Annotated in this window: 16 protein-coding genes, 2 tRNA genes and 1 pseudogene; 13 read left to right on the top strand and 6 right to left on the bottom strand. The window is 68.8% G+C overall.

Annotation, left to right across the window (positions count from 1 at the left end):
* Positions 1–37: 37 nt before the first annotated feature.
* Complete coding sequence (locus tag IGS67_RS11685; RefSeq protein ID WP_407925822.1) at positions 38–1768, bottom strand: glycoside hydrolase family 13 protein; 1731 nt, start codon at positions 1766–1768, stop codon at positions 38–40.
* A gap of 233 nt (positions 1769–2001) precedes the next feature.
* Positions 2002–3039 (bottom strand): LacI family DNA-binding transcriptional regulator, encoded by a 1038-nt coding sequence (locus IGS67_RS11690; protein ID WP_235978237.1) that lies wholly within the window; start codon positions 3037–3039, stop codon positions 2002–2004.
* A 250-nt stretch (positions 3040–3289) separates the two neighbouring features.
* On the opposite strand from IGS67_RS11690, the gene IGS67_RS11695 reads away from it, so the two are divergent.
* The 6 genes from IGS67_RS11695 (at position 3290) to dnaG (ending at position 12688) form a co-directional block, all read left to right on the top strand.
* A complete protein-coding gene (locus IGS67_RS11695) occupies positions 3290–4555 on the top strand; it encodes a sugar ABC transporter substrate-binding protein (RefSeq protein WP_192281268.1) in 1266 nt (421 codons plus the stop codon).
* A gap of 147 nt (positions 4556–4702) precedes the next feature.
* A complete protein-coding gene (locus IGS67_RS11700; protein ID WP_192281270.1) occupies positions 4703–6334 on the top strand; it encodes an ABC transporter permease subunit in 1632 nt (543 codons plus the stop codon).
* A 1-nt stretch (position 6335) separates the two neighbouring features.
* A complete protein-coding gene (locus IGS67_RS11705) occupies positions 6336–7274 on the top strand; it encodes a sugar ABC transporter permease (protein WP_192281272.1) in 939 nt (312 codons plus the stop codon).
* The gene (locus tag IGS67_RS11710; protein WP_235978239.1) at positions 7271–9217 is read left to right on the top strand and encodes a glycoside hydrolase family 13 protein; all 1947 of its coding nucleotides are present in this window, start codon (positions 7271–7273) and stop codon (positions 9215–9217) included. The genes IGS67_RS11705 and IGS67_RS11710 overlap by 4 nt, the downstream gene beginning before the upstream one ends.
* 106 nt (positions 9218–9323) lie before the next feature.
* The gene (locus IGS67_RS11715) at positions 9324–10586 is read left to right on the top strand and encodes a deoxyguanosinetriphosphate triphosphohydrolase (RefSeq protein ID WP_192281274.1); all 1263 of its coding nucleotides are present in this window, start codon (positions 9324–9326) and stop codon (positions 10584–10586) included.
* A gap of 161 nt (positions 10587–10747) precedes the next feature.
* On the top strand, positions 10748–12688 hold the full coding sequence (gene dnaG / locus IGS67_RS11720; RefSeq protein ID WP_192281276.1) for a DNA primase: 1941 nt from the start codon (positions 10748–10750) through the stop codon (positions 12686–12688).
* A 64-nt stretch (positions 12689–12752) separates the two neighbouring features.
* Here the strand turns inward: dnaG and IGS67_RS11725 are convergent.
* Positions 12753–12829, bottom strand: a tRNA-Ile gene (locus IGS67_RS11725).
* A gap of 162 nt (positions 12830–12991) precedes the next feature.
* On the bottom strand, positions 12992–14224 hold the full coding sequence (locus IGS67_RS11730) for an MFS transporter (RefSeq protein ID WP_192281278.1): 1233 nt from the start codon (positions 14222–14224) through the stop codon (positions 12992–12994).
* Between the two features lie 121 nt (positions 14225–14345).
* On the opposite strand from IGS67_RS11730, the gene IGS67_RS11735 reads away from it, so the two are divergent.
* The 6 genes from IGS67_RS11735 to IGS67_RS11760 all read left to right on the top strand — a co-directional run bounded on the left by IGS67_RS11735 (position 14346) and on the right by IGS67_RS11760 (position 18480).
* On the top strand, positions 14346–14903 hold the full coding sequence (locus IGS67_RS11735) for a hypothetical protein (RefSeq protein ID WP_192281280.1): 558 nt from the start codon (positions 14346–14348) through the stop codon (positions 14901–14903).
* A 43-nt stretch (positions 14904–14946) separates the two neighbouring features.
* A tRNA-Asn gene (locus tag IGS67_RS11740) sits at positions 14947–15019 on the top strand.
* 158 nt (positions 15020–15177) lie between these two features.
* Positions 15178–15681 (top strand): hypothetical protein, encoded by a 504-nt coding sequence (locus tag IGS67_RS11745; protein ID WP_192281282.1) that lies wholly within the window; start codon positions 15178–15180, stop codon positions 15679–15681.
* 318 nt (positions 15682–15999) lie between these two features.
* Positions 16000–17328 carry a chymotrypsin family serine protease gene (locus IGS67_RS11750; protein ID WP_192281284.1) on the top strand — a complete coding sequence of 443 codons (1329 nt, stop codon included), beginning with the start codon at positions 16000–16002 and terminating at the stop codon, positions 17326–17328.
* 152 nt (positions 17329–17480) lie between these two features.
* Positions 17481–17948, top strand: a complete 468-nt coding sequence (locus IGS67_RS11755) for a hypothetical protein (protein WP_192281286.1) — start codon at positions 17481–17483, stop codon at positions 17946–17948.
* Positions 17949–18099: 151 nt separating this feature from the next.
* Entirely contained in the window at positions 18100–18480 is a 381-nt protein-coding gene (locus IGS67_RS11760) for a hypothetical protein (protein ID WP_192281288.1), read from the top strand.
* Here IGS67_RS11760 and IGS67_RS11765 read toward each other — a convergent pair.
* Positions 18459–19666: pseudogene (locus IGS67_RS11765) on the bottom strand (IS3 family transposase). The gene IGS67_RS11760 and the pseudogene IGS67_RS11765 sit on opposite strands and share 22 nt — an antisense overlap.
* A 468-nt stretch (positions 19667–20134) precedes the next feature.
* Here IGS67_RS11765 and IGS67_RS14520 point away from each other — a divergent pair.
* Positions 20135–20866: a hypothetical protein gene (locus tag IGS67_RS14520; protein ID WP_407925823.1), complete on the top strand. Its 732-nt coding sequence runs from the start codon at positions 20135–20137 to the stop codon at positions 20864–20866.
* 782 nt (positions 20867–21648) lie between these two features.
* On the opposite strand, the gene mobF is transcribed toward IGS67_RS14520, so the two are convergent.
* Positions 21649–22398, bottom strand: a complete 750-nt coding sequence (mobF, locus tag IGS67_RS11775; RefSeq protein ID WP_192281291.1) for a MobF family relaxase — start codon at positions 22396–22398, stop codon at positions 21649–21651.
* Positions 22399–22401 lie beyond the last annotated feature (3 nt).

The following is a 22401-nucleotide window of genomic DNA, read 5'->3' on the forward strand; positions in this document are numbered from 1 at the left end:
CCCGTTCGTCCCCGGAACGTGTTCCTGGACGAGCGTCTCAGAGCGTAGGCAGCGCCCAGACCGTCGTGTCGGTCGGCACGCGCCCCTCGTCGAGGCTTGCGCTCGCGAGCACGACCTCGAAACCTGCGGGGAGCGGAACGGGCGCCTCGCCGAGGTTCGTGAGGACGAGCAGCTCGTCCGTGCAGAAAGCGAGGACCGACGGGTCGTCCCGGAACTCGTCGACCCACGCGAGCGCCCCGTCCCCGAGGTCGCGCGCGCGGCGCAGCGCGAGGGCCGCCCGGTAGAGCTCGAGCGTCGATCCCTCGACGCCCGTCTGGGCGTCGGCCGCGAGCTCGCGGTACGACTCGGGCTGGGGGAGCCACGTCGCACCGGTCGGGCCGAAGCCGAGCCCGGGGCTGTCGGCCTCCCACGGAAGCGGGATGCGGCAGCCGTCACGCCCCGCCTCCTGGTATCCCGTGCGGAACCAGGTGGGGTCCTGACGCAGCGAGTCGTCGAGCGCGGTGTGCTCGGGCAGGCCGAGCTCCTCGCCCTGGTAGAGGTAGGCGGAGCCCGGGAGCGCGAGCATCTGGAGCGTCGCCGCACGGGCCCGACGCAGCCCGAGCGTCGCGTCGGGCTGCGGGTCGTGCGCGCGGATCCCGTTGGGGCGGTGACCCGCGGGCAGCGCGAGACGCGTCGCGTGGCGCACGACGTCGTGGTTGGAGAGCACCCACGTGCAGGGGGCACCGACGGCGTCGTAGACGCGGAACGACTCGTCGATCGTCGCGCGCAGGGCGGCGGCGTCCCAGGGTGTCGTGAGGTAGGGGAAGTTAAAGGCCTGCTGCATCTCGTCGGGACGGACGTAGTCGGCGAGCGAGGAGAGCGGCTCGACCCAGGCCTCGGCGACGAGGGCGCGGTCGCCGTCGTACTCGGCGAGGACGGCGTTCCACTCGCGGTAGATGTCGTGGACGCCGGGCTGGTCGAACATGGGGGAGAGGCTCGTCTGCTGCGCGGCGGCACCGTCGGAACCGGTGACCATGGCGGTCGACCAGTCCCAGTCGGGCAGGCCGGGCTTCTTGACGAGGCCGTGCGCGACGTCGACGCGGAAGCCGTCGACCCCACGGTCGAGCCAGAACCGCAGGACGGAACGGAGCTCGGCGTGGACCTCCTCGCGCGTCCAGTCGAGATCGGGCTGGGTCGTGTCGAAGAGGTGGAGGTACCACTGGCGGTCGCCCGTGAGGCCGAGCTCGGCCGCGTCGGGTCGCTGGTCGACGCGCGTCCAGGCGGGCCCGCCGAAGATCGAGGTCCAGTTGTTGGGCGGCGTCTCGCCGCCGTCGCGGCCCTCGCGGAAGAGGTAGCGGTCGCGAGCGGGGGAGCCGGGGCCGGCGCGGAGCGCCTCCTGGAACCAGGCGTGCTGGTCGGAGGTGTGGTTGGGGACGAGGTCGACGATGACGCGGAGTCCGAGCTCGGTTGCGCGGGCGCGGAGCGCGTCGAAGTCCTCGAGCGTGCCGAAGAGCGGGTCGACGTCGCGGTAGTCGGCGACGTCGTAGCCGCCGTCGGCCTGGGGGGAGCGGTAGAACGGGGAGAGCCACAGGGCGTCGACGCCGATCGCGGCCAGGTGGTCGAGCCGGCGGGTGATGCCGGCGAGGTCGCCCATGCCGTCGCCGTCGCCGTCGGCGAAAGACCGGGGGTAGACCTGGTAGATGACGGCGTTGCGCCACCACTCGCCCCGGGGGCGCGCGGCGTGGGCAAGGGTCGTCGCGAGGGTCTGCGACGGGGCGATGGTGGACACGGGTCGACGCTCCTGGACTCGGACGAGGTGCTCGAATCGTTTCGAGGCGTTCAGCGTAACCCGATGCCTGGGGCTTGCTGCAAGTCCCAGGCGCGTTGCGAACCGGCGGTGCGCGGGTGCCGACGGAGCGCACGTGTGGACTCTGCGGAACCCGTGGTGCCGACCGCGTCGCGCCCTCGACCGAGGCTAGTCCCGACCGCTGGGGAGCGGGCCGCGCGGGTGTGCGCCGACCGTCAGTCGCCGCTCGGTGCGACCCCCGTCGACTCGCGAACGACGAGCTCGGGGTGGAAGAGGATCTCCGAGCGCGAGACCGTCTCGCCAGTGATCTGGGCGACGAGCGACGTGACGGCGGCGGTGCCCATCGCGGTGACCGGCTGCCGGATCGTCGTGAGCGGGGGCTCGGTGAACGCGATGAGCGGGGAGTCGTCAAAACCGATGACGGAGACGTCGCGCGGCGTCCGTAGGCCGCGGGCCCGGACGGCGCGCGTCGCGCCGAGCGCCATGAGGTCGGAGCCGCAGATGATGCCGGTGTGGCCCGAGTCGACGAGCTCGCCCGCCGCGGCGGCACCACCCTCGACGGTGAAGAGCGACGTCGCGACGTGCGGGCTCGCGTCGGTGATGCCGAGGTGGCGGGCGATCGCGGCGGCGAATCCCTCGCGCTTACGGTGCACGGGGACGTAGCGTTCCTGGCCGATCGCGAGCCCGATCTTCCGATGGCCGAGCGAGACGAGGTGGCGGACGGCAAGCTCCATCGAGGTGACGTCGTCGTTCGAGATGAACGACGCGTCGACGCCCTCGGCGAAGCCGTTGACCATGACGAGCGGGACGCCGCGCTCGCGCAGGCGGTGGTACCGCTCGCGGCTCGCGGACGTGTCGGCGTGCAGGCCCGAGACGAAGACGATGCCAGCGACGCCGTGCTCGAGGAGCATCTCGATGTATTCGTCCTCGGTCGTCCCGCCGGGGGACTGGGTGCACAGGAGCGGTGTGTACCCGTGCTCGGAGAGTCGCGACTCGATCGCCTGCGCGAACGCAGGGAAGATCGGGTTGGTGAGCTCGGGGACGATGAGCCCGACGAGGCCGGCTGAGTGGCCGCGGAGCTTTTCGGGTCGCTCGTAGCCGAGGAGGTCGAGGGCAGCGAGCACCGCTTGGCGCGTCTCGCTCGAGACGCCGGCCTTCCCGTTGAGCACACGGGAGACCGTCGCGGTGCTCACGCCAGCCTGCTGGGCCAGATCGGTGAGTCGGGTGCGCACGGTGTGCAGGGTACGGGACAAGAGGGCCTCCTTGCCATGTCCTCGTTCGTGTCGACGGATCCGCGTGGTGCTGCGGGCGTCATGCGGAACGCGTCGGCGACGACCGGTCGTCCGGGGACTCCCCGGGTCGGGTGAGTGCGGCAACCGTTGCATGAAAGTTACCGCAACGGCTTGCATCTTGTGCACTCCGACGTCTAGCGTCAGTCTCATCAGGGCGGCGCCCACCGATGTGGGTGGTCGCAAAGATGCAGAGAAACGGGAGAACACTCAGATGCGACGGAGCATCCCCATCGTTGCCGCGGCACTTGGCCTCGGCCTCGCCCTCACCGCCTGCTCGGGCGACACGGGCAGCAAGAACCCGACCACCACCCCCGCCCCGCAGGCGACCACGTCGGAGGCTCCCAAGCTCTCGGGCGAGCTCTCGATGTGGGTCGACGAGGAGCGCATCAAGGACCTCAAGGGCGTCGCGGCCGACTTCGAGGCCGAGTACGGCGTGAAGGTCAACCTCACCCAGAAGGCCTTTGGCGACATCAAGACCGACTTCATCTCCCAGGGTGCCCAGGAGGGTGGCCCGGACGTCGTCGTCGGAGCGAACGACTGGACCGGCGAGCTCGTCGCCAACGGTCTCGTCGCCCCCATCCAGCTCGGTGACGCGGCCTCGGAGCTCTCCGACGGCGGCAAGGCAGCGTTCAGCAACGAGGGCGCCCTCTACGGCGTTCCCTACGCCGTTGAGAACATCGCGCTCATCCGCAACAACGAGATCGTCAAGGACACTCCTGAGACGTTCGAGGAGCTCCTCAAGCAGAACGACGAGCTCAAGAAGGACTACCCGATCGTCGTCCAGCAGGACGCGAAGAACGGTGACGCCTACCACCTGTACCCGCTCATGACCTCCTTCGGCATCTCCTTCTTCAAGCAGGCCGAGGACGGCACGTACATCACCGAGGCCGGCTTCGGCGGCGAGCAGGGCACGAAGTTCGCCGATTGGCTCGCGGCTCAGGGCAAGGGCGGCGCCGGCTGGCTCTCCGGTGACATCTCCGGCGACGTCGCCGCCTCCGCGTTCCGTGAGGGCAAGACGCCGTACATCGTTACCGGCCCGTGGAACGTCGTCGGTGACAAGGGTCGCTTCGTCGAGTCCGGCATGGACGTCTCCGTCCTGCCCGTGCCCTCCGCCGGCGGGGACGTCTCGCGTCCGTTCGCTGGTTTCCAGGGCTTCTTCGTCAACGCGACGTCGAAGAACGCCCTCGCCGCGAACGCCTTCGCCGCCTACCTCGGCACGAGTGACGTCCAGACGAAGCTTTACAAGGAGGGTGGCCGGATCCCGGTGAACACCGTCTCGGCCGCCGCTGTCGACGACCCGATCCTCAAGGGCTTCGCCGAGGCCGGCGTCAACGCCGTCCCGCAGCCTGGCTTCAAGGAGATGGACGCGGTCTGGGGTGCCATTGGCTCCGCCCAGATCCAGATCATCGACGGCAAGGCCAAGGACCCGGCGAAGACCTGGTCCGACCTGGCCAACACGGTCAACGGTCTCTTCTGACCGACAAGGTGACCCGTCCGTCCCGCAGCGGACGGGCGGGTCACCTCTCGCAGACGCCGGGGCACCCTCTTGAGGCTGGTGTCCCGGCGTCCGCTGCGTAAGTATGAGACAGCGCCCGCATCGTTGCGGGCCTCCCAGGAGGAAGTCATGATGGACCGGAGCAAGGCTCCAGAGGCCGAGACGTCGCCCGCACGCACCGGGCAGTCTCCACCAGGACGGCCGGAGACCCACCACGCGCGCGACATCAAGCCCGGCTTCCTGGTCAAGCTGCTGCTCATGATGCTCGTCAACGCCTTCCTCGTCTTCGGCATCATGAGCGCGGTGTCGGCCCAGGCGTGGGGTGTGCTCGCCGGGACCGTGGCCATCCTCGTCGTCGTCAACTGGGTCTACTTCTCGCGGCGTGCGATCCCCGCGAAGTACCTCGTCCCTGGTCTCATCTTCCTTCTCGTGTTCCAGGTGTTCGTGATGGCGTACACCGCGTACGTCGCCTTCACGAACTACGGCACGTCCCACTCGATCACGCGCGACCAGGCGATCGAACGCATCCAGGAGTACAACGAACGGCAGATGCCCGACTCGCCGACCTACCAGCTCACGGTCCTCGAGCGTGACGGCGAGATCTCCTTCGGCATCGTCGACGGCGGCGTCGCGAAGGTCGGTTCGGCCGACGAGCCGCTCGCACCCGTCGAGGGAGCGACCGTCACGGGCGAGGGCGCCGGAGCCCGCATCGACTCCGTCGAGGGCTTCCGCGCGCTCGGCTTCGCCGACCTCCTCGGGCTCCCCGAGGATGTCACAAAGATCCGCGTCCCGTGGTCGGACGACTCGGCTGACGGTTCGCTCCGGACGACGAACGGCACGATCGGCCTCCGCAACGTCAGTGCGCTCACGTACGACGCGGCGGCGGGCACGATGACGAACGTCGAGACCGGTGTGGTCTACACGGAGGGTGACCGCGGATCCTTCGTCGCCCCCGACGGCACCGAGCTCCTGCCGGGCTGGCGCGTCAATGTCGGGTTCGAGAACTTCGCGCGCATGGTCACCGACGGCAAGCTGGCAGAGCCCTTCGCGAAGACCATGGCCTGGACCTTCGTCTTCGGGTTCCTCTCGGTCCTCACGACTTTCGCGGCCGGGCTCCTCCTCGCTGTGACCTTCAACAACATGAGAATGCGCTCGCGAGCCTGGTACCGCGCGATGCTCATCCTCCCGTACGCGTTCCCCGGGTTCCTTTCCGCGCTCATCTGGGCCGGCATGCTCAACACGAGCTTCGGCTACATCAACCAGGAGCTGCTCGGCGGGGCCGACATCGCGTGGCTCGGTGATCCCGTCCTTGCCAAGGTGTCGATCCTCGCTGTCAACCTGTGGCTCGGCTTCCCTTACATGTTCCTCATCTCGACGGGCGCCCTGCAGGCGATCCCTTCCGACATCTACGAGGCCGCGACGATCGACGGTGCTGGCCCGTTCCGGTCCTTCCGCAGCCTCACGCTCCCGCTCCTCCTCGTCGCAGTGACACCGCTGCTCATCGCGAGCTTCGCGTTCAACTTCAACAACTTCTCGCTCATCTACATGTTGACGAGCGGTGGACCGAAGTTCGTGGGCAACGAGTACAACCTCGGGAGCACGGACATCCTCATCTCGATGGTCTACAAGATCGCGGTCGAGGCCGGCGGGACAAAGGACTACGGACTCGCGAGCGCGATGTCCATCGTCATCTTTGTCATCGTCGGGCTCGTCTCCTACATCGGGTTCCGCAAGACCCGCCAGCTCGAGGAGATCAACTGACATGTCCACGACGCAGATCTCTCCCACGACGTCCGGAGACGCACCAGTGGTCTACGAAGTCACGCAGCTCACCCCGAACGAGCGTTTCGCCCGGTGGGCGCGCGAACTCGGCTGGAGGCACCTCGTCGGGCTCCTCATGATCCCCATCGTGCTCCTGCCGATCCTCTTCGCGCTCTCGATGTCTCTCAAGGGTCCGACGGCCTCGCTCAACGGTGTCGGTGACCAGCGCATGTTCACGGCGTTCGACCTCAGCACGTACGAGATGCTCTTCACCGAGACCGTCTTCCCGCGCTGGGCGTTGAACTCGCTCATCATCTGCGGCATCACGGCGATCGGCACGGTCCTCATGGGATCGGCCGCCGCGTACGCGTTCTCGCGCTTCCGGTTCGCCGGGCGGCGCGGTGGCCTCACGGCGCTGCTCATCGTCCAGATGTTCCCGCAGATGCTCGCGTTCGTCGCGATCTTCCTCCTCGTGCGGTCGCTCGGCGAGGTCTACCCGTTCCTCGGCGAGAACAACCACGTCGCTCTCATCGCCATCTACCTCGGCGGAGCGCTCGGGTCGAACGCGTTCCTCATGTACGGCTTCTTCAACACGGTGCCTCGAGAGCTTGACGAGGCCGCGAAGATCGACGGCGCCTCGCACGCCCAGATCTTCTGGACGATCATCCTGCGGCTCGTCCTGCCGATCCTCACGGTTGTCGGCCTGCTGTCGTTCGTCGGGACGTATGGCGACTTCATCATCGCCAAGGTGCTCATGACGCAGGAGAACAACTACACGATCGCAGTCGGCCTGTACCAGTGGGCGACCCGCCCGCTCGTCACCCCGTGGGCCCAGTTCGCGGCAGGTGCCGTCATCGCGGCGATCCCCGTCATCATCCTCTTCATGTTCCTCCAGAAGTACATCGTCTCCGGCCTCACTGCGGGGTCGGTCAAGGGATGAACCACGGGTCCTCCGGGCCCGTCGCCGAGGCAGGGCGCGCGATGCTGCGCGCCCTGCCTCACCACGACGGTTCCGAGCTCTATACAGCCCCGGGTCCTCATCGCCTGGGAGACACCGTCCCCGTGCGCGTGCGCGTGCCGCGCACGTCGGAGGTCACCGAGGTGTGGCTCCGCACCGTCCAGGACGCGGAGCCCCGCATGCGCCGCGCGGCCGTCGTCGACGAGGACGGGCGCGACGTCTGGTACGAGGCCGACGTCCTCGTACACCACCCCGTCACGCACTACCGTTTCGCGCTCGTCCGGGACGGAGGCGTCGCCTGGCTCTCCGCCGACGGCATCCACGACCGGGGTGTCACCGACGCGCACGACTTCCGTATCTCGACGCACGCACCGGGCCCGACGTGGCTGCGCGACGCCATCGTCTACCAGATTTTCCCCGACCGCTTCGCGCGCTCCGCGGCCGCAGACCGTCCTGTTCCCGACTGGGCGGTCCCAGCAGCGTGGGACGACGAGCCGATCGCCCGGGGTCGCGAGACCGGGACGCAGCTCTACGGGGGAGACCTCGACGGCATCGTCGAGCACCTCGACCACGTGAGCGACCTCGGCGTGACGACCGTCTACCTCACGCCCGTCTTCCCCGGGCGGACGTGCCACCGGTACGACGCCGCGACGTTCGATCACGTCGACCCGCTCCTCGGAGGGAACGAGGCCTACGCGCGCCTCTCGCACGCTCTCCACTCCCGCGGCCTGCGACTCATGGGCGACCTCACGACCAACCACACCGGCGCCTCCCACGAGTGGTTCGTGCGCGCCCAGGAGGACCCGGCGTCGCCCGAGCGCGACTTCTACCTGTGGACCGAGCCCGATGCTCCCGACGGCGGTCCCGGGTACGTCGGCTGGATCGGGCACGCGCACCTCCCCAAGCTCGACTTCCGCTCGCCGGAGCTGCGTGCACGCATGGTCGAGGGGCGCGACTCTGTCGTCGGGCGCTGGCTCCAGGAGCCGTACGCCCTCGACGGCTGGCGCATCGACGTCGCCAACATGACCGGCCGGTACGGGGCGCTCGACCTCAACCAGGACGTCGCTGCCGCGGTGCGCGCGACGATCGAGCAGGTCAACGCGGACGGCGCGCTCATCTCCGAGCACTTCCACGACGCGCGCGACGACCTCGCGGGCGACACGTGGCACGCCAACATGAACTACACGGCGTTCTCCAACCCACTGTGGACGTGGCTGTCCGCCGAGGGCAGCGACGTCTCCTACCAGGCGATGCACGGGGTTCCCGTGCCCCGACGCCAGGGAGCGGAGGTCGTCGCCGAGATGCGTGACTTCGACGGCGGCCTCCCGTGGGACGTGCTCGTCCGGCAGTGGAACATGCTCGGCTCGCACGACACCCCGCGCATCCGCACGCTCGTCGGGTCCCGGGAGCTGCACGAGGTCGCCGCCGGCATCCTCTTCACGTACCTCGGCGTGCCTGTGGTCTTCGCGGGCGACGAGTTCGGCCTCACGGGAACGACCGGCGAGCACGCGCGCGCGACGATGCCGTGGGATGAGCCCGCGCGTCGGGACGAGCACACCCACGACGTCTACCGGCGCCTCGCGGCACTGCGGCACGCGCACCGTGCGCTCCGCGAGGGCTCGCTGCGCTGGGTGCTCGTCGACGATGACGCCCTTGGCTACGTGCGCGAGACCCGCGACGAGACGATCCTCGTCGTCGCGGCGCGCGCCCCGTGGACCGGGGCGGTGCTGCCGCTCGGCGGCTCGGCCGAACGGCTCTTCGGGTCGCTCGAGCTCGGTGCCGTACGCGACGCGGGTGCCGGTGCCGGGCGCGGAGCAGGTGTCGGTGCAGGAGCTGGTGCCGCGTCCGACGACGCGTCACCGAGCACCGACGGGCTCGTCGTGCCCGGTGCCGGACCCCACGTCGGGGTCTGGCGGCTGACGTGAGCAGCGCTGCCGTGCTGCTCGCACCGAGAGTGCTCGGCGTCGCGATCCTCTGCGAGCTGGTGGCCCGCCCGTGAGCACACGACGCCTGCTCGACTAGGGTTGTCCCGTGCCCCTCGACCCTGCGATCCCCGGTTACGACGTCTGTGACGTCGAACGTCTCGCGGCCGAACCGCCAAAGTCGAAGGCGCGGACGCCGTTCGAGCGTGACCGCGCTCGGCTCGTGCACTCCTCGGCGCTGCGCCGGCTCGGCGCCAAGACCCAGGTGCTCGGACCGTCGAGCGACGACTTCATCAGGACGCGCCTCACGCACACGCTCGAGGTCGCTCAGGTGGGCCGCGAGCTCGGCAAGCAGCTCGGCTGCGACCCGGACGTCGTCGACTCGGCGTGCCTTGCGCACGATCTCGGACACCCGCCCTTTGGGCACAACGGTGAGCGCGAGCTCGCCGAGGTCGCCAAGGACATCGGAGGGTTCGAGGGCAACGCCCAGACGCTCCGGCTCCTCACCCGGCTCGAGCCCAAGACGTTCGACACCGACGGACGCCCGGTCGGTCTCAACCTCACGCGCGCGAGCCTCGACGCCTCGGTGAAGTATCCGTGGCGGCTCTGGGAAGGGCCGCAGGGCCGGCTCACCCACAAGTTCGGTGTCTACCCGGACGATCAAGAGGTGTTCGACTGGCTGCGTCAGGGCGCGCCCGACGGCGTCAAGTGCATCGAGGCGCAGGTCATGGACCTCGCCGACGACATCAGCTATTCAGTGCACGATGTCGAGGACGCGATCGTCGGCGGCAAGCTCGACCTCGCGCTCATGACGCAGGACGCCGAGCGCAGCCGGGTCATCGATGCCGTCACCACGTGGTACGGCGACCGGTTCACCCCCGACGAGCTTGATGCCGCCATGGCGCGGCTCGCGAACGACGGTCTGTGGCCGATGGGCTTCGATGGTTCGCGGCGTTCGCTCGCGCGCCTCAAGGACTCGACGAGCCAGCTCATCGGCAGGTTCTGCGGGGCTGCGCACGACGCGACCCGCGCCCGCTACGGCGAGGGGCCGCTCACGCGCTATGCGGCGAGCCTCGTCGTACCTGACCAGACCGCCGCCGAGATTCAGGTCCTCAAGGGCGTCGCCGTCGCCTACGTCATGGCACCACGTGAGTCCGAGCCGCTCTACATGGCGCAGCGGCAGGTGCTCCGGCAGCTCGTCGAGGTGCTCGTCGACCGAGCTCCGACAGCTCTCGAGCACGCGTTCGCGGCCGACTGGCACGAGGCGGCCGACGACGGCGCGCGACTCCGCGTCATCATCGACCAGGTCGCGTCGCTCACCGACGTCTCGGCGGCGAAATGGCACGCGCGGCTCGTCGGCCCCGTGTTCTGACGCGCCGGCGGCCGCGGGACGCGGGCGTTGAGAGAGCACTCGTTCGCGTCTTGCGCGGTGGTGGGAACCTGTGGACGACGTGCATGAGCGGCCGCCTGTGGGCACCTCGTCGTGCGCCCACCGGGGCGGAACCGCCGTACGCGGCCGACTAGACTCGCCACGTGGCCGGGTTGATCAAGCGGGAGGACGTCGACGCCGTCCGCGAGCGCGCACGCATCGAGGAGATCGTCGGCTCCTACGTGACGCTCAAGCCTGCGGGCGTCGGGTCACAGAAGGGGCTGTGCCCCTTCCACGACGAGCGCACCCCGTCGTTCCACGTCCGCCCTCAGGTCGGTCGATGGCACTGCTTCGGCTGCGGCGAGGGCGGCGACGTCATCAGCTTCGTCCAGAAGATCGACGGCCTCGGCTTCACCGAGGCCGTCGAGTACCTCGCAGGCCGTGCCGGCATCACGCTGCGCTACGAGGAGGGCGGCGGCCAGCGTCGCGGCGAAGAACCGGGGCGCCGCCAGCGGCTCGTCGAGGCGAACCGCACCGCCGCGCAGTTCTTCGCCGAGCAGCTCTTCACCCCGGGCGCCGCACCGGCCCGCGAGTTCCTCGCGCAGCGGTCCTTCGACCGGGCCGTCGCCGAGCAGTTCGGCGTCGGCTTCGCTCCCGCGGGCTGGAGCTCGCTCCTCACCCACCTGCGCGGGCGCGGCTTCACCGAGGCGGAGCTCCTCGCTGCGGGACTCGTCTCCCAGGGCACCCGCGGCGTCTACGACCGTTTCCGTGGGCGGCTCATCTGGCCGATCCGTGACGTCACCGGCGAGGTCATCGGCTTCGGTGCCCGCAAGCTCCTCGAGGAAGACCAGGGACCCAAGTACCTCAACACCCCGGAGACCGTCCTCTACAAGAAGTCACAGGTGCTCTACGGGCTCGACCTCGCCAAGCGTGAGATCGCGCGGACCAAGCGCGTCGTCGTCGTCGAGGGCTACACGGACGTCATGGCGGCCCACCTCTCGGGCGTCGGGCAGGCGATCGCGACGTGTGGCACGGCGTTCGGCAGCGACCACGTGCGTGTCGTACGGAGACTCGTCGGCGACACGTCCTCGGGCGCCGGGGTCCAGCTCGCGGGAGGCGGTTCGACGGGCGGCGAGATCATCTTCACGTTCGACGGCGACGCTGCCGGGCAGAAGGCCGCGCTGCGAGCCTTCCACGAGGACCAGCGCTTCTACGCCCAGACGTTCGTCGCGGTCGAACCGCACGGCATGGATCCGTGCGACCTCCGTCTTGCACACGGCCCTGAGGCGGTGCAGGCGCTCGTCGACGCGCGCGAGCCGCTCTTCGAGTTCGTCGTGCGCTCGACGCTACGGGCCCACGACCTCGCACACGCCGAGGGTCGGATCGCCGCGCTCCGCGCGTCGGCGCCCGTCGTCGCCGGGATCCGGGACCGCGCCCTGCGCGCGGAGTACGCGCGTCAGCTCGCGGGGTGGCTCGGGATGGAGGCCGACGTCGTCCGGCGTGCCGTCCTCGCGGCAGAACGCTCGCTGGGGCAGCCACGGCACGCGGCCGACGACGTCCCGTCGGGCGCAGTCGTCGCCGACCTCGCACCCGGGGCGGCGGGCGCCGGGTTCACCGTGCCCGACCGGCGGGACCCCGTCGCGCGCCTCGAGCGGCAGGTGCTCGAGGCTGTGCTCCAGCACCCCGGGGAGACGCCCGACGTCTTCGACGACCTCGGCTCCGACGCGTTCTCCGTGCCGGCGTGGCGGGCCGTCCACGAGGCGATCCGGGCCGCCGGAGGGGTGCGTGCCGTCGGGGCCGCCGACCCGGCGCGCTGGGTCGCGGCCGTCGTCGAAGAATCTGCGGGGCCCGTCGCGGGCCTCGTCGGGGAGCTGGCCGTGTCGCCGCTGCCCGAGGACCGCGAGAGCGCCGTCGGCGACTACGTGCGTGGCGTCGTCCACGCCCTCGTCGACATGCAGGTGACGCGCCGCATCGCGGACCAGCGCTCGGCGCTCCAGCGCACCGACGCGGAGCGCGACCCCGAGTCCTACCAGCAGATCTTTGCCGAGCTGCTGCGGCTCGAGCAGCAGCGGCGGCTGCTGCGTGAGGCGTCCGCGGGGCAGTGAGGCTCCGGGCCCGGGTGGCAGGGCCCGCCTGAGCGCGTGGTCGCCACCCGGGGGGTGGGCGCTGTGGTGAGGCATCTGGGGCTTGAACCCAGGACCGACGGATTATGAGTCCGCTGCTCTGACCGACTGAGCTAATGCCTCTGGGGGTCGTGCGACCCCGGAACAATCTACCGCCCCGCGCGAGGTGCCCCTGCCGCACCAAGAATCCGCGTCGATGGCATCTGCCGTCGACCGTCTACGCGGATTCTTCTGAGAGCGGGAGCCGGGAGCGGGGAGCGGACGCCGGGAGCGGGAGCCGGGGCGTTAGGCCGCGAGCCCGGTCGGCCACGTCCGACGCTCCCACGCGATCGACGCGCCGAGCAGCGCGAGGCCGAGCGTCGCGAGCACGACCCCGACCCAGGCGGGCGCGAGGTAGCCAAAGCCCGCGGCGATGACGGCTCCGCCGAGCGCCGCGCCGAGGGAGTTGCCGACGTTGAACGCGGCGTGGTTCGTCGCGGCGCCGAGCAGCGCAGCGTCGCCTGCCGCGCCGATGAGCCGTGACTGCACGGCCGGCAGCAGGAGGCTCGACGTGAAGCCGAGGACGCACGTCGTGACGAAGAGCCCGACGGGGGAGCCGCCGGCGATCGCTAGGAGCGCGAGGGCGGCGATGTACGCGCCGAAACCCACGACTGCCGCGCGGTCGCGTGCCCGGTCCGCGTAGCGACCGCCGACGAGGTTACCGACGGTCATGCCGACGCCGACGGCCGCGAGGAGCCAGGGGACGGCGCTCTCGGTGAGCCCGGAACGCCGGGTCGCGGTCTCGGCGATGTAGGAGTAGACGGCGAAGAACCCGCCGAAGCCGATGCAGGCGACCGCGATCATGAGCCACAGCGGTCCGCGGCGAAAGGCCGCGAGCTCGGTCCGCGGGTCGCGTCCTGGGTCGCCCGGGACGTGCGGCACGGTGAGGAGCACGGCGACGAACGCGACGGCGAAGATGCCCGCGACCGCGAGGTACGCCGTCTGCCATCCGGAGGTCTGCGCGAGCCACGTCACGGCGGGCACCCCGACGATGTTTGCGACCGTGAGCCCCGAGAGAGCGAGCGCGATGCCCTGACCCTGCTTGCCGGGGCCCATGAGGCGAGCGGCGAGCAGCGAGGCGACTCCGAAGTACGCGCCGTGGGGGAGCCCGGCGACGAAGCGGGCGACGAGCGTCGTCGTGAACGTCGGCATGAGCGCCGACGCGGCGGTGCCGAGAACGAACGCCGCGAGCAGCCACAGCGTGAGGCGTGTGTGCGAGGCGCGTGCGGCGAGCGCCGCGAGCGTCGGGGCACCGACGACGACGCCGAGGGCGTACGCGCTGATGAGCTGACCCGCGTGGGCGATCGCGACCTCCGGGTCGGTCGCGAAGCCGGGGACGAGGTCGGCGGCGATCTGCGGGAGCATGCCCATCGACGCGAACTCGGAGCAGCCGATGCCGAAGCCGCCGAGGGCGAGCGCGAGGAGAGCGAGCGTTCGACGGGCGGAGGAGAGTGGGGTGGGGGAGTTCTCGGTGGGCACGGCGGACCTTCGGACGACGGGGCGGGGCGCCGACGTCGTCGTGCGGCCGCGGTCATCCTACGACGCGCTGTGAACGTTCACGCGACCGTGTCGGACACCGACGGCGGGCTACCGTGGACCCATGGCGCTCTTCCGCAGACCCGTCCCCGCCGTCCAGGCCGACCTTGCCCTCCGCGCCGTCGGCGAGAAGGCCGTCGCCGGGACGCGCGTCGAGATCCTGCCCGACGGCGTCGCGCCGCGCGACGACGTGCGCATCGCCGACCTGCCCGAGCGGTGGGCGCTCGCGACCGCTCACCACGTCGTCGTCGAACGGGACGGAGATCCTCTCGTACGCCGCTGGTGCGACGTCGATCACGCCGCCGTCGACGCGCAGATCAACGTGCTGTCGATCCGCTGGGCCGACGGCACACCGCCGACCCGCCTCCACCTCGTCGACCGCACGCCCCAGGCGTTCGCTCGCACGCTGCGCGAACGTGTCGTCGCGAGCGTCGTCCACCGCGAGAGCGCCGACCTGCCGGGAGGTGGCACCGTTCGCGTCGCGGTCCGCCGCGACGAGCATGACGAGTTGTTCTCCGAGGTGCTGGGTGACGGCTATGTCGACCTTGATGACCCTGCGACGAGGGCTGTGGTGCAGGCCACGGAGGCGCGGGTGCGGAGCGCGGTCGGACTACCGCTGTAACGCTGCTATAGTTCTTCTCGGCCCGCTACGGCAGGCCACGCGATCCCGCGTAGCTCAGTTGGCAGAGCATCCGACTGTTAATCGGACGGTCACTGGTTCAAGTCCAGTCGCGGGAGCGTAACGGAGCCTCCGCCCTCACCACGAGGGCGGAGGCTCCTCTCGTTTGACGTGGCAAAGAAGTTCGACGGCTCGACGCCGATGAGGTCGGCGATCTGCGAGAGATCGTCTACGTCGAACGCCACCCTCCCCGTGAGGCGACGACTCCAGTAGGTCTGTGCCGCCGCTGGAGCCTCCGGTTCGTGATGTCGAGGTGGGCTGGGTCCTGGCGGACGACCCCAGGCTGGTGCCGCTGGTCATGGAGCGGGCGATGCAGGACGACTACGTGTGCCGAGAGCTCACGTGCGAGCTGCAGGCGTCGTGGCCCAACTCTTCGCTGCTTGCGGCGGCAGCGCTCGGTGCGGAGTGGGCGCGTGGGCACGACGGCGCCGGTCCGATCCCGGCCGACGTCATCCGCGCGTGGGGGCAGGAGATCGCCTGGGCCCACGCAGACGCCGGCGTTCAGGGGAGTCTGCTGCGCTCGATCTGCCAGGACGTGACTGAAGGCCTGCCACCGGAGCAGATGGGTGCAGCCATCCGCGAGGGTGCGGCGCTCGCGCGGGAGGTCGGCCTGCCGGCCGAGCGCGCTGACCTGGCTCTGGAGAGGTTCGAGCTGTCCCCGGACGAGGAGTGGATGTTCGAGCGGTGGGGTGACCCCAAGGACGCTGGTATGGCCCTGTGAGGTCCGGTGCCCGCGTCGTCATCGGTACGGGCACCGGCGGGTCTGGTCATGTTGGTGATGGCCCCGAAGGGTTCAAGTCGATCGCCCGGTGGCAAAGCCCAGGGACCAACCGGGACCGCGTACTGCGCCGCCTGCGGGCTCGAGTGGCCATGTCAATCAGCACTCCGGCTTGAACGCGCACGGGACGAGCTCCAACCGTCACGAAACGCTCATCGTCCCAATATGAGAAACGCGAAAACACATCCTCTTGACCGCATGTGTGCATCGTCGGTAGGTTCCAGTCACCATCAGGGAGCTCTCCAAAGGGGCAAGCGAGTCATGGGCAGTATGCAGCGAAGGCGGCGTACACCTCGGGTCGCACGGATCATTGCGGCTGTTGCCGCGACTCTTGCGGTGGTATCGAGCGGGCTAGGGGTCCCCGCCTCCGCCGCTGACTCCAGAGACCCGGACACCTCACATCAGGTGATACTGCGGAACCAGGATCACCTGATCCGGGTCACCGACGAGATCGATAGAGTCACTGATCGGTACGGCACGGGAACAGCGGCCCCGATCGACGGAGCTGAGAGCCGGTTCACCGCAGTTGTCATCGACCCGGTCGAGAACCTCATCGATCTCTACTGGAGCGGAGACATTCCGCCGACCGTTCAGGAGATCCTCTCGCGCTACCCGGAGGTGCATGTCAGGACGCACCGAACCCGCTACTCGCTCAACGAGCTGACCGCCGCTCAGCTGCGCGTAGTCGCCGCAGCAGAGGCTGGCGCGCTCGCGACGTCCGGGATTGACGTCCGCGTCGTCGCCGCAGCCTCAACCTGGGACGGGCTGGAGGTCGTAGTTGCCTCGAGGGCCGATGCGCGCGCTGTGGGGACCGGGGACCAGGAATCAGCCCGAACACTCAGCGAAGTCTCAGGTGTGCAGGTAGCCATCAACGCGTCTCAATCAGCAGTGCCGGTCTCCGCTGCGTCGAGGCAGGCCGACGTTAGCCCGTGGTACGGCGGCGCCGCGATCCACTTGTCGGACGCGGTGTGCACCTCTGGATTCGGGGTGACCAAAGACAGCACAAAAGAAAAGTACATCATCACTGCACAGCACTGTCTACCAGCAGGGAGTTCGGGAACGGTCAAGACTCCAACTGGGGCGACGCTGGGAAGTTGGAGCAGCTCGCCCGCCCGCAACGCCCCGAGCCTTGACGCGACCATGGTCCGTCCGGCGTCACAGTCAGTGTCAAATCGCATCTACACCGGGGCCTATAACAGTTCGACGTCTGGCGCACTCGCTGGTGCGGCAACAACTGTGCTCGGCTCCTACGTCTGCACGAGCGGTGCAAAGTCAGGCGAGCATTGTCTCCTAAAGGTCACGGGGAAGAACGTCTACGCACTCTCCCCCATGGGCGTGACCTTTGGAACGCATGCGGTGGCCTCAACTCAGGTTGCAGGCGTCGCAGCCGCGGCTCAAGGTGACAGCGGAGGGCCTGTCTATCGTTCGATGTCAGGGGAGAAGTATGGTGTTGGAATCATCAACTCAATCTCCGGCTTGTACAGCTGTTCCGGGTCATGGTTGAAGGGTGGCACTGGAAACTGCGGATCGAGCGTGATCTTCGCCAGTCTCCCCACGATCCTCAAGCACTTCAGTGTGAGACTGGGATAGTGGCCTGCGACATCCGAACCGAACCGAGGTGGTGTGCAATGCGTAACCGGTGGTCTAGCCGCGCTGTGGCAGCGGTACTCGGGATGCTGCTCGTGCTGTCAGGATGTGCACCCAGTTCGAGCGGCAATGATGATGACAACGGGGTTGCCAACTTGGAGCTCGAGAAGGCGCTTGTGGACTTGATCGACCCCGATGACAGGAGTGTGGGCTCTTTTCTCGACGGAGAGGGAAGGGGATTCCTGGCCCTCGAACTCGATCGAGGCAAGGTAGTGCTCTGGTGGAAGGGTGCCCCCCCATCTTCGGTGTCCGATGTTCTGGCGCAGCATCCCGACGCTTCGAGCGAAGTGCGTAGCGCGGTTCACAGCCTAGGTGAGCTGAATGCGGCAGCGCGCGCGGCGACAGAGGCGGTCGAAGGGGCGGCCGGCGTCGCCGAGGGCGTGAGTGTGTTCAAGGTAGACACGGCAAGGGACGGCTCGTTGATCACGCTTAAGGTGACGCCGCCCGACCTCACAGACGCGCAAGTCGATCGGCTCCGAAGCCTGGCGCAAGTAGCCACGGATGTTCCCGTGAACATCGAGCCGCTCCCTGCGGACGAGGTCACTGCACCGGCCGCCGGGTAGGGTGGATGCTGGCGCTTCTGCTCGATCGTGACTCCTGACTTGCATGGACGTCGCGGCACCGAGGCCAACTACAGGCGTGCCTCGTAGTGGTCTCTTCTGCGCCGATACCTTCGACTTTGACCTGACTTGGGTCAGGTCAGTGTGGATCGGTGTGACGGTTGTGCTGCTCGTGTGCGTCGTGGGACTCGCGGTGAGCCTGCGACGAAGCCGACGTGCGGCGGTGGCCCAAGCGATCGCGGCCGCGCAGGAGCGGCAAGCGCTCAGCGACGGCCACGCGATGCAGATCCAGTGGCGGGACACTGAGCACGCCGGTCGACTGGCGGTGGCAGAGGGACAGACTGCCGACGCCGAGAAGCTGGTGAGCAAGTACCGCGCCTCGATGCGCAAGGCAGGGATCGGCTGGGATGCCCGCTCCCGAGAGCTGCTGCTGGAGGCGTGCGCCGCGCTCGATCTGGACGGGGTCCTGCTGACCAACGTCGGGACTGCTTCACGGTTAGGTGACAGTCAGGTTCAGGCTGCGAGTGCGACCTGAGTGGTCAGGATGGTCTCGAACTCGATGGGGGTCAACCGCCCCAGACGGTCTTGCCGCCTCCGGCGGTGATAGGTCCTCTCGATCCAGGTGACGATCGCGATCCGCAGCTCGGCCCGCGTCCTCCATGCACGGCGGTCAAGGAGGTTCTTCTGCAGCAGCGCAAAGAACGATTCCATCGCCGCGTTGTCACCCGCCGCGCAGACCCCGCCCATGGATCCGACGAGCCCGTGACGAGCCAGGACCCGCAGAACCTTGCGGCTACGGAACTGCGACCCTCTGTCGGAGTGCACGACGCATCTGGCCACGTTCCCGCGCATCGCCACCGCGTTCTCGATCGCGCGCACAACCAGTCGGGACTTCATCCGGGAGTCGATCGAGTAGCCCACGATCCGCCCGGAGAAGGCGTCCTTGATCGCGCACATGTAGACCTTGCCCTCGGCTGTGGAGTGCCCGGTGATGTCGGTCAACCACAGCTCGTCGGGGCCGCCGGCGGCAAAGACGTGGCGAGCGCGGCAGTGCTCGTCGACCTGAGCGCAGAGGCCGTCGTGGACGGGCGGGCCCGGGCGGCGGCCGTTCTTGCCGCGCTTCTTGCCGAACGCCGACCACCAGTCGTTGGCCGAAGTGATACGCCACGCGGTGCGATCAACCATCGGATGCCCGGCCGTGCGAGCTTCGTCGGCCAGGATCCGGTGCCCGAACCCAGTGGTCGTCGCGGTGGGCGTCGAGCAACGCGTTCGCGCGGTAGGCCTGCGTGGCCTCGGCAGCGGTGATGGGGTTCTTCAGCCAGCGGTAGTAGGGCTGGCGAGCGAGGTTGAGCACCCGCCCGCGTCACCGCGACGGGAATCCCGTCGGCGGCAAGGTCACGGACGAGCGGGTAGCTCATTCTCCCGGTAGGTGAGCCTGGGCGAAGTAGGCCGCAGCCCTTCGCAGAACTTCGTTCTCCTGTTCGAGGAGCTTGACCCGGCGTCGCAGCTCGCGGGCCTCGAGCGTGTCGGAGGGGGCCGTTGAAGTCGTCGTTGCCTGGGCTTGCTGGGTGGCTTCTCGGATCGGAGTTCTGCAGGCTGGACTTGCCAATGCCGAAGTCGGCGGCGATGCGGGCGAGTGGCACGCCGGGGTCGCGGGCGAGGGCGACGCGCACGACGTCACCCGCGGAACTCGCGGGGATAGGGCTTGGACATGGGGACATCCTCTCAGCGGTGCTGGTCAGCCCACGGGTGGGTGTCACCTGTTCGTGCAGCAGTCCCACCTGCGGAGCCAGTCGATGCCGGGGGGCGTGGTGCAGTCCAGCACGTATGACCGCACCGGCCAGGAGACCGCGCTGTCCTACGCGATCAACGGCGTCGAGGCGTACAGCTGGGCCTTGGGTCGTGACGAGCAGGGGCGGATCACACAGATGAACGGTCCCTCGCCCGACGGCAACGGACGTGTCCAGTCCTACAGGTATGACCGCCCGGGTCGCCTGACCCAGGTCAAGGACACCGCGGGCGGGGTCTGCACGAGCCGGAACTACACCTTCGACGCCGCGGGCAACCGTACGAGCCTGACGACCGACGCTGGTGACGGTGAGTGCGCTGGCGGCACGGAAGTGTCGCGGTCGTGGAGCTATGACAAGGCCGACCGTGTCCAGAACGCCGGGACGGGCCAGGGCTCCTACGTGTATGACGCGCTGGGCCGTCAGACGCTGGTGCCGGCCGGGGACGGGCCGGGTGGGTCGGACATCGAGATCGCCTACTTCGACGACGACCTCGCGAGGTCGATCACCACAGGGGGAACGTCGACGACGTTCGACCTGGACGCGCTGGCACGCCGCTCGGTGACGACCACCACGGGCGGGAACTCGGGCGTGGTGACGCGGGTGTACTCCGACACCTCCGACAACCCGACCGGGGCCCGTGAGGTGGCCGGCGGGCAGGTGCGCACGAGCTCGTATGCGTGTGCGATCGCCGGCGACGTGCTCTACACGCAGGTGGACTCCACTGAGGCGACGCTGACGTCGGTGGGGATCGCCGACCCGATCGGCTCGGTCGTAGCCACCCTCACGCTGAGCGACGTGAGCGGTGCGCGGACCGCTCTGCCGGGGGACGGTTCGGGCCTGGCGCTGTATGACGAGTACGGCAACCGTACGGGTGCCGGGGTGAAGGCCGGGGCGCTGGACTACGGGTGGCTGGGTGGCAAGGCGCGCGCGAGCGATGCCTCGGGGGTTGTGCTCATGGGGGTGCGCCTGTTCAACTCGGTCACGGGTTTGTTCACCGCGCTCGACCCTGTGGTCGGTGGCAACGAGTCGGTCTACGGCTACCCGAACGACCCGATCAACAAGCTCGACCTCGACGGCAGAGCTTCGCGGTGGAAGCTGCCCGACCGCGAGAGTATCCGAACCTCTGTATAGCGTCAGCGTGACTTCACGCCTAACTTCGTTATGCGAAAGGGGCGCCCGGTTTTTCATTGCCAGAACCATAGCCGTAGGATTGAGTGGAACCCTAGGAATAGCTGGCACTATAACCGCGGGTCGAGCCACTTGCCGGTCCGGACGGGTGTGGCTGACGCCATTAAGGATGGGGCGAGAGGCACCAGAAGGAAGGCGGGAAGTGCCACGCGTTCCGTGGCTCGTGGGGGGATATCGCGCGGCGGAGGCAGTGTCGGAATGCGAGGCGTGGGTCTTCCCGGGGGCCATTCGATCGCTGGTGCGGGGATACCATGGTCCAGACTCTAGGAGGATGGATATGCCTCGCACTCGGCCACTAGAGTGGCGTTATCTCGACTATGAGGACATATCGGAAGCGTCGAGAGTCCTCTCTATATGGATTCCGCTGGTTCGCCCGGTCGAGGCGACAGTCGATTGGTATCCGTGGTATGCGAGATATCAGCAGGGATCTCAAGCGTTGAGTCCTGCCTTGCGCCGACAGGTGCGCGCTTCCCAGCGCGTTCATCTCACAGCGGCGGATCCATGGTGGGAACCGCTGCTGCGCTGGATAGTCGAGTTTGGACCGGAGTCGGTGGCGGTGACGATCGTGGGCGAGCGTGGTTTGCTCACGATTGACGATGCTTCAGTCGTATTGCTCCGCCTTGGCGCAGGCCCGTCCGCTGAGTTGATCGCGCGCGCCAACGATGACTTTCCTGAGGCTGTTCAGATTTCGTGGAGAAGAAGAGCCGGCAGTGCGGTGCGTGCAGCTACTTCGGAACTCGTGCGCTGGGTGCGGGGCCGTTGATAGACGCCCGTTCTAGGTGCGGTCGGCCAGGAGGTTGGCAGCAGCCGAGACCCTTGACCGGACGGTCCCGGGAGGAGAACGCCTCGAGCAGCGTCTCGGGCACGCCGACGGCGTCCAGGACGACCGCCGAGCTCGTCGAGGCAGCCCGACCCTCGCGCTCGGCAAACTCCATGCCGCAGGTGCGAGCGAGCTCGTCGAGCAGGAGGTTCTCGTGCGTCTCGGACAGCGACACCGCGGCCTTGTAGGCGGCGCGGGAATCCACGGTGAGCCACCTGCCGTCACGAGCGCGCTGGACGCGATTGGCGACGACAACGTGGGTGTGCAGGTGCGGGTCGCCGTCGCGGGTGTCGAAATGGTGGAAGACGCCAGCGAGGACACCGCGCGTGGCCTCGGCCGCGACGCCGCCGGAGCCCGAGCGGGTCTGGAGGACGCGTTCCTCGAAGAAGGTGAGTGTCTGGTCGATCGCGGCAGAGTGCGCGGCCTGGATACGGGCCCGCGTGGGGCCGTCGGCCAGTGCCCAGATCGCCGAGACGGACTTGGGGATCGTGAACGTCAGGTCGAAGCCCGCCACCGAGCCCTCCGGGCGGGCCTTGCCGCCGAGCTGGGCGCCACTGGAGGGGTGGCGGAACTCCTTGAAATGCCGGGAAGCCTCGATCCCGGTGATCGTCGCGGACGGTGGTCCCTCCTCGCATCGGTGGCTCTGCGAGGCCACATC

This window comes from Flavimobilis rhizosphaerae, assembly GCF_014852685.1.
Taxonomy (GTDB): domain Bacteria; phylum Actinomycetota; class Actinomycetes; order Actinomycetales; family Cellulomonadaceae; genus Flavimobilis; species Flavimobilis rhizosphaerae.

What these genes read in the sequence shown, in the direction of transcription:
- IGS67_RS11735 (WP_192281280.1), top strand. Translation starts at nt 14,346, where the DNA reads ATGGCGCTCTTCCGCAGACCCGTCCCCGCCGTCCAGGCCGACCTTGCC.
- IGS67_RS11710 (WP_235978239.1), top strand. Translation starts at nt 7,271, where the DNA reads ATGAACCACGGGTCCTCCGGGCCCGTCGCCGAGGCAGGGCGCGCGATG.
- IGS67_RS11700 (WP_192281270.1), top strand. Translation starts at nt 4,703, where the DNA reads ATGATGGACCGGAGCAAGGCTCCAGAGGCCGAGACGTCGCCCGCACGC.
- IGS67_RS11695 (WP_192281268.1), top strand. Translation starts at nt 3,290, where the DNA reads ATGCGACGGAGCATCCCCATCGTTGCCGCGGCACTTGGCCTCGGCCTC.
- IGS67_RS11705 (WP_192281272.1), top strand. Translation starts at nt 6,336, where the DNA reads ATGTCCACGACGCAGATCTCTCCCACGACGTCCGGAGACGCACCAGTG.
- IGS67_RS11750 (WP_192281284.1), top strand. Translation starts at nt 16,000, where the DNA reads ATGGGCAGTATGCAGCGAAGGCGGCGTACACCTCGGGTCGCACGGATC.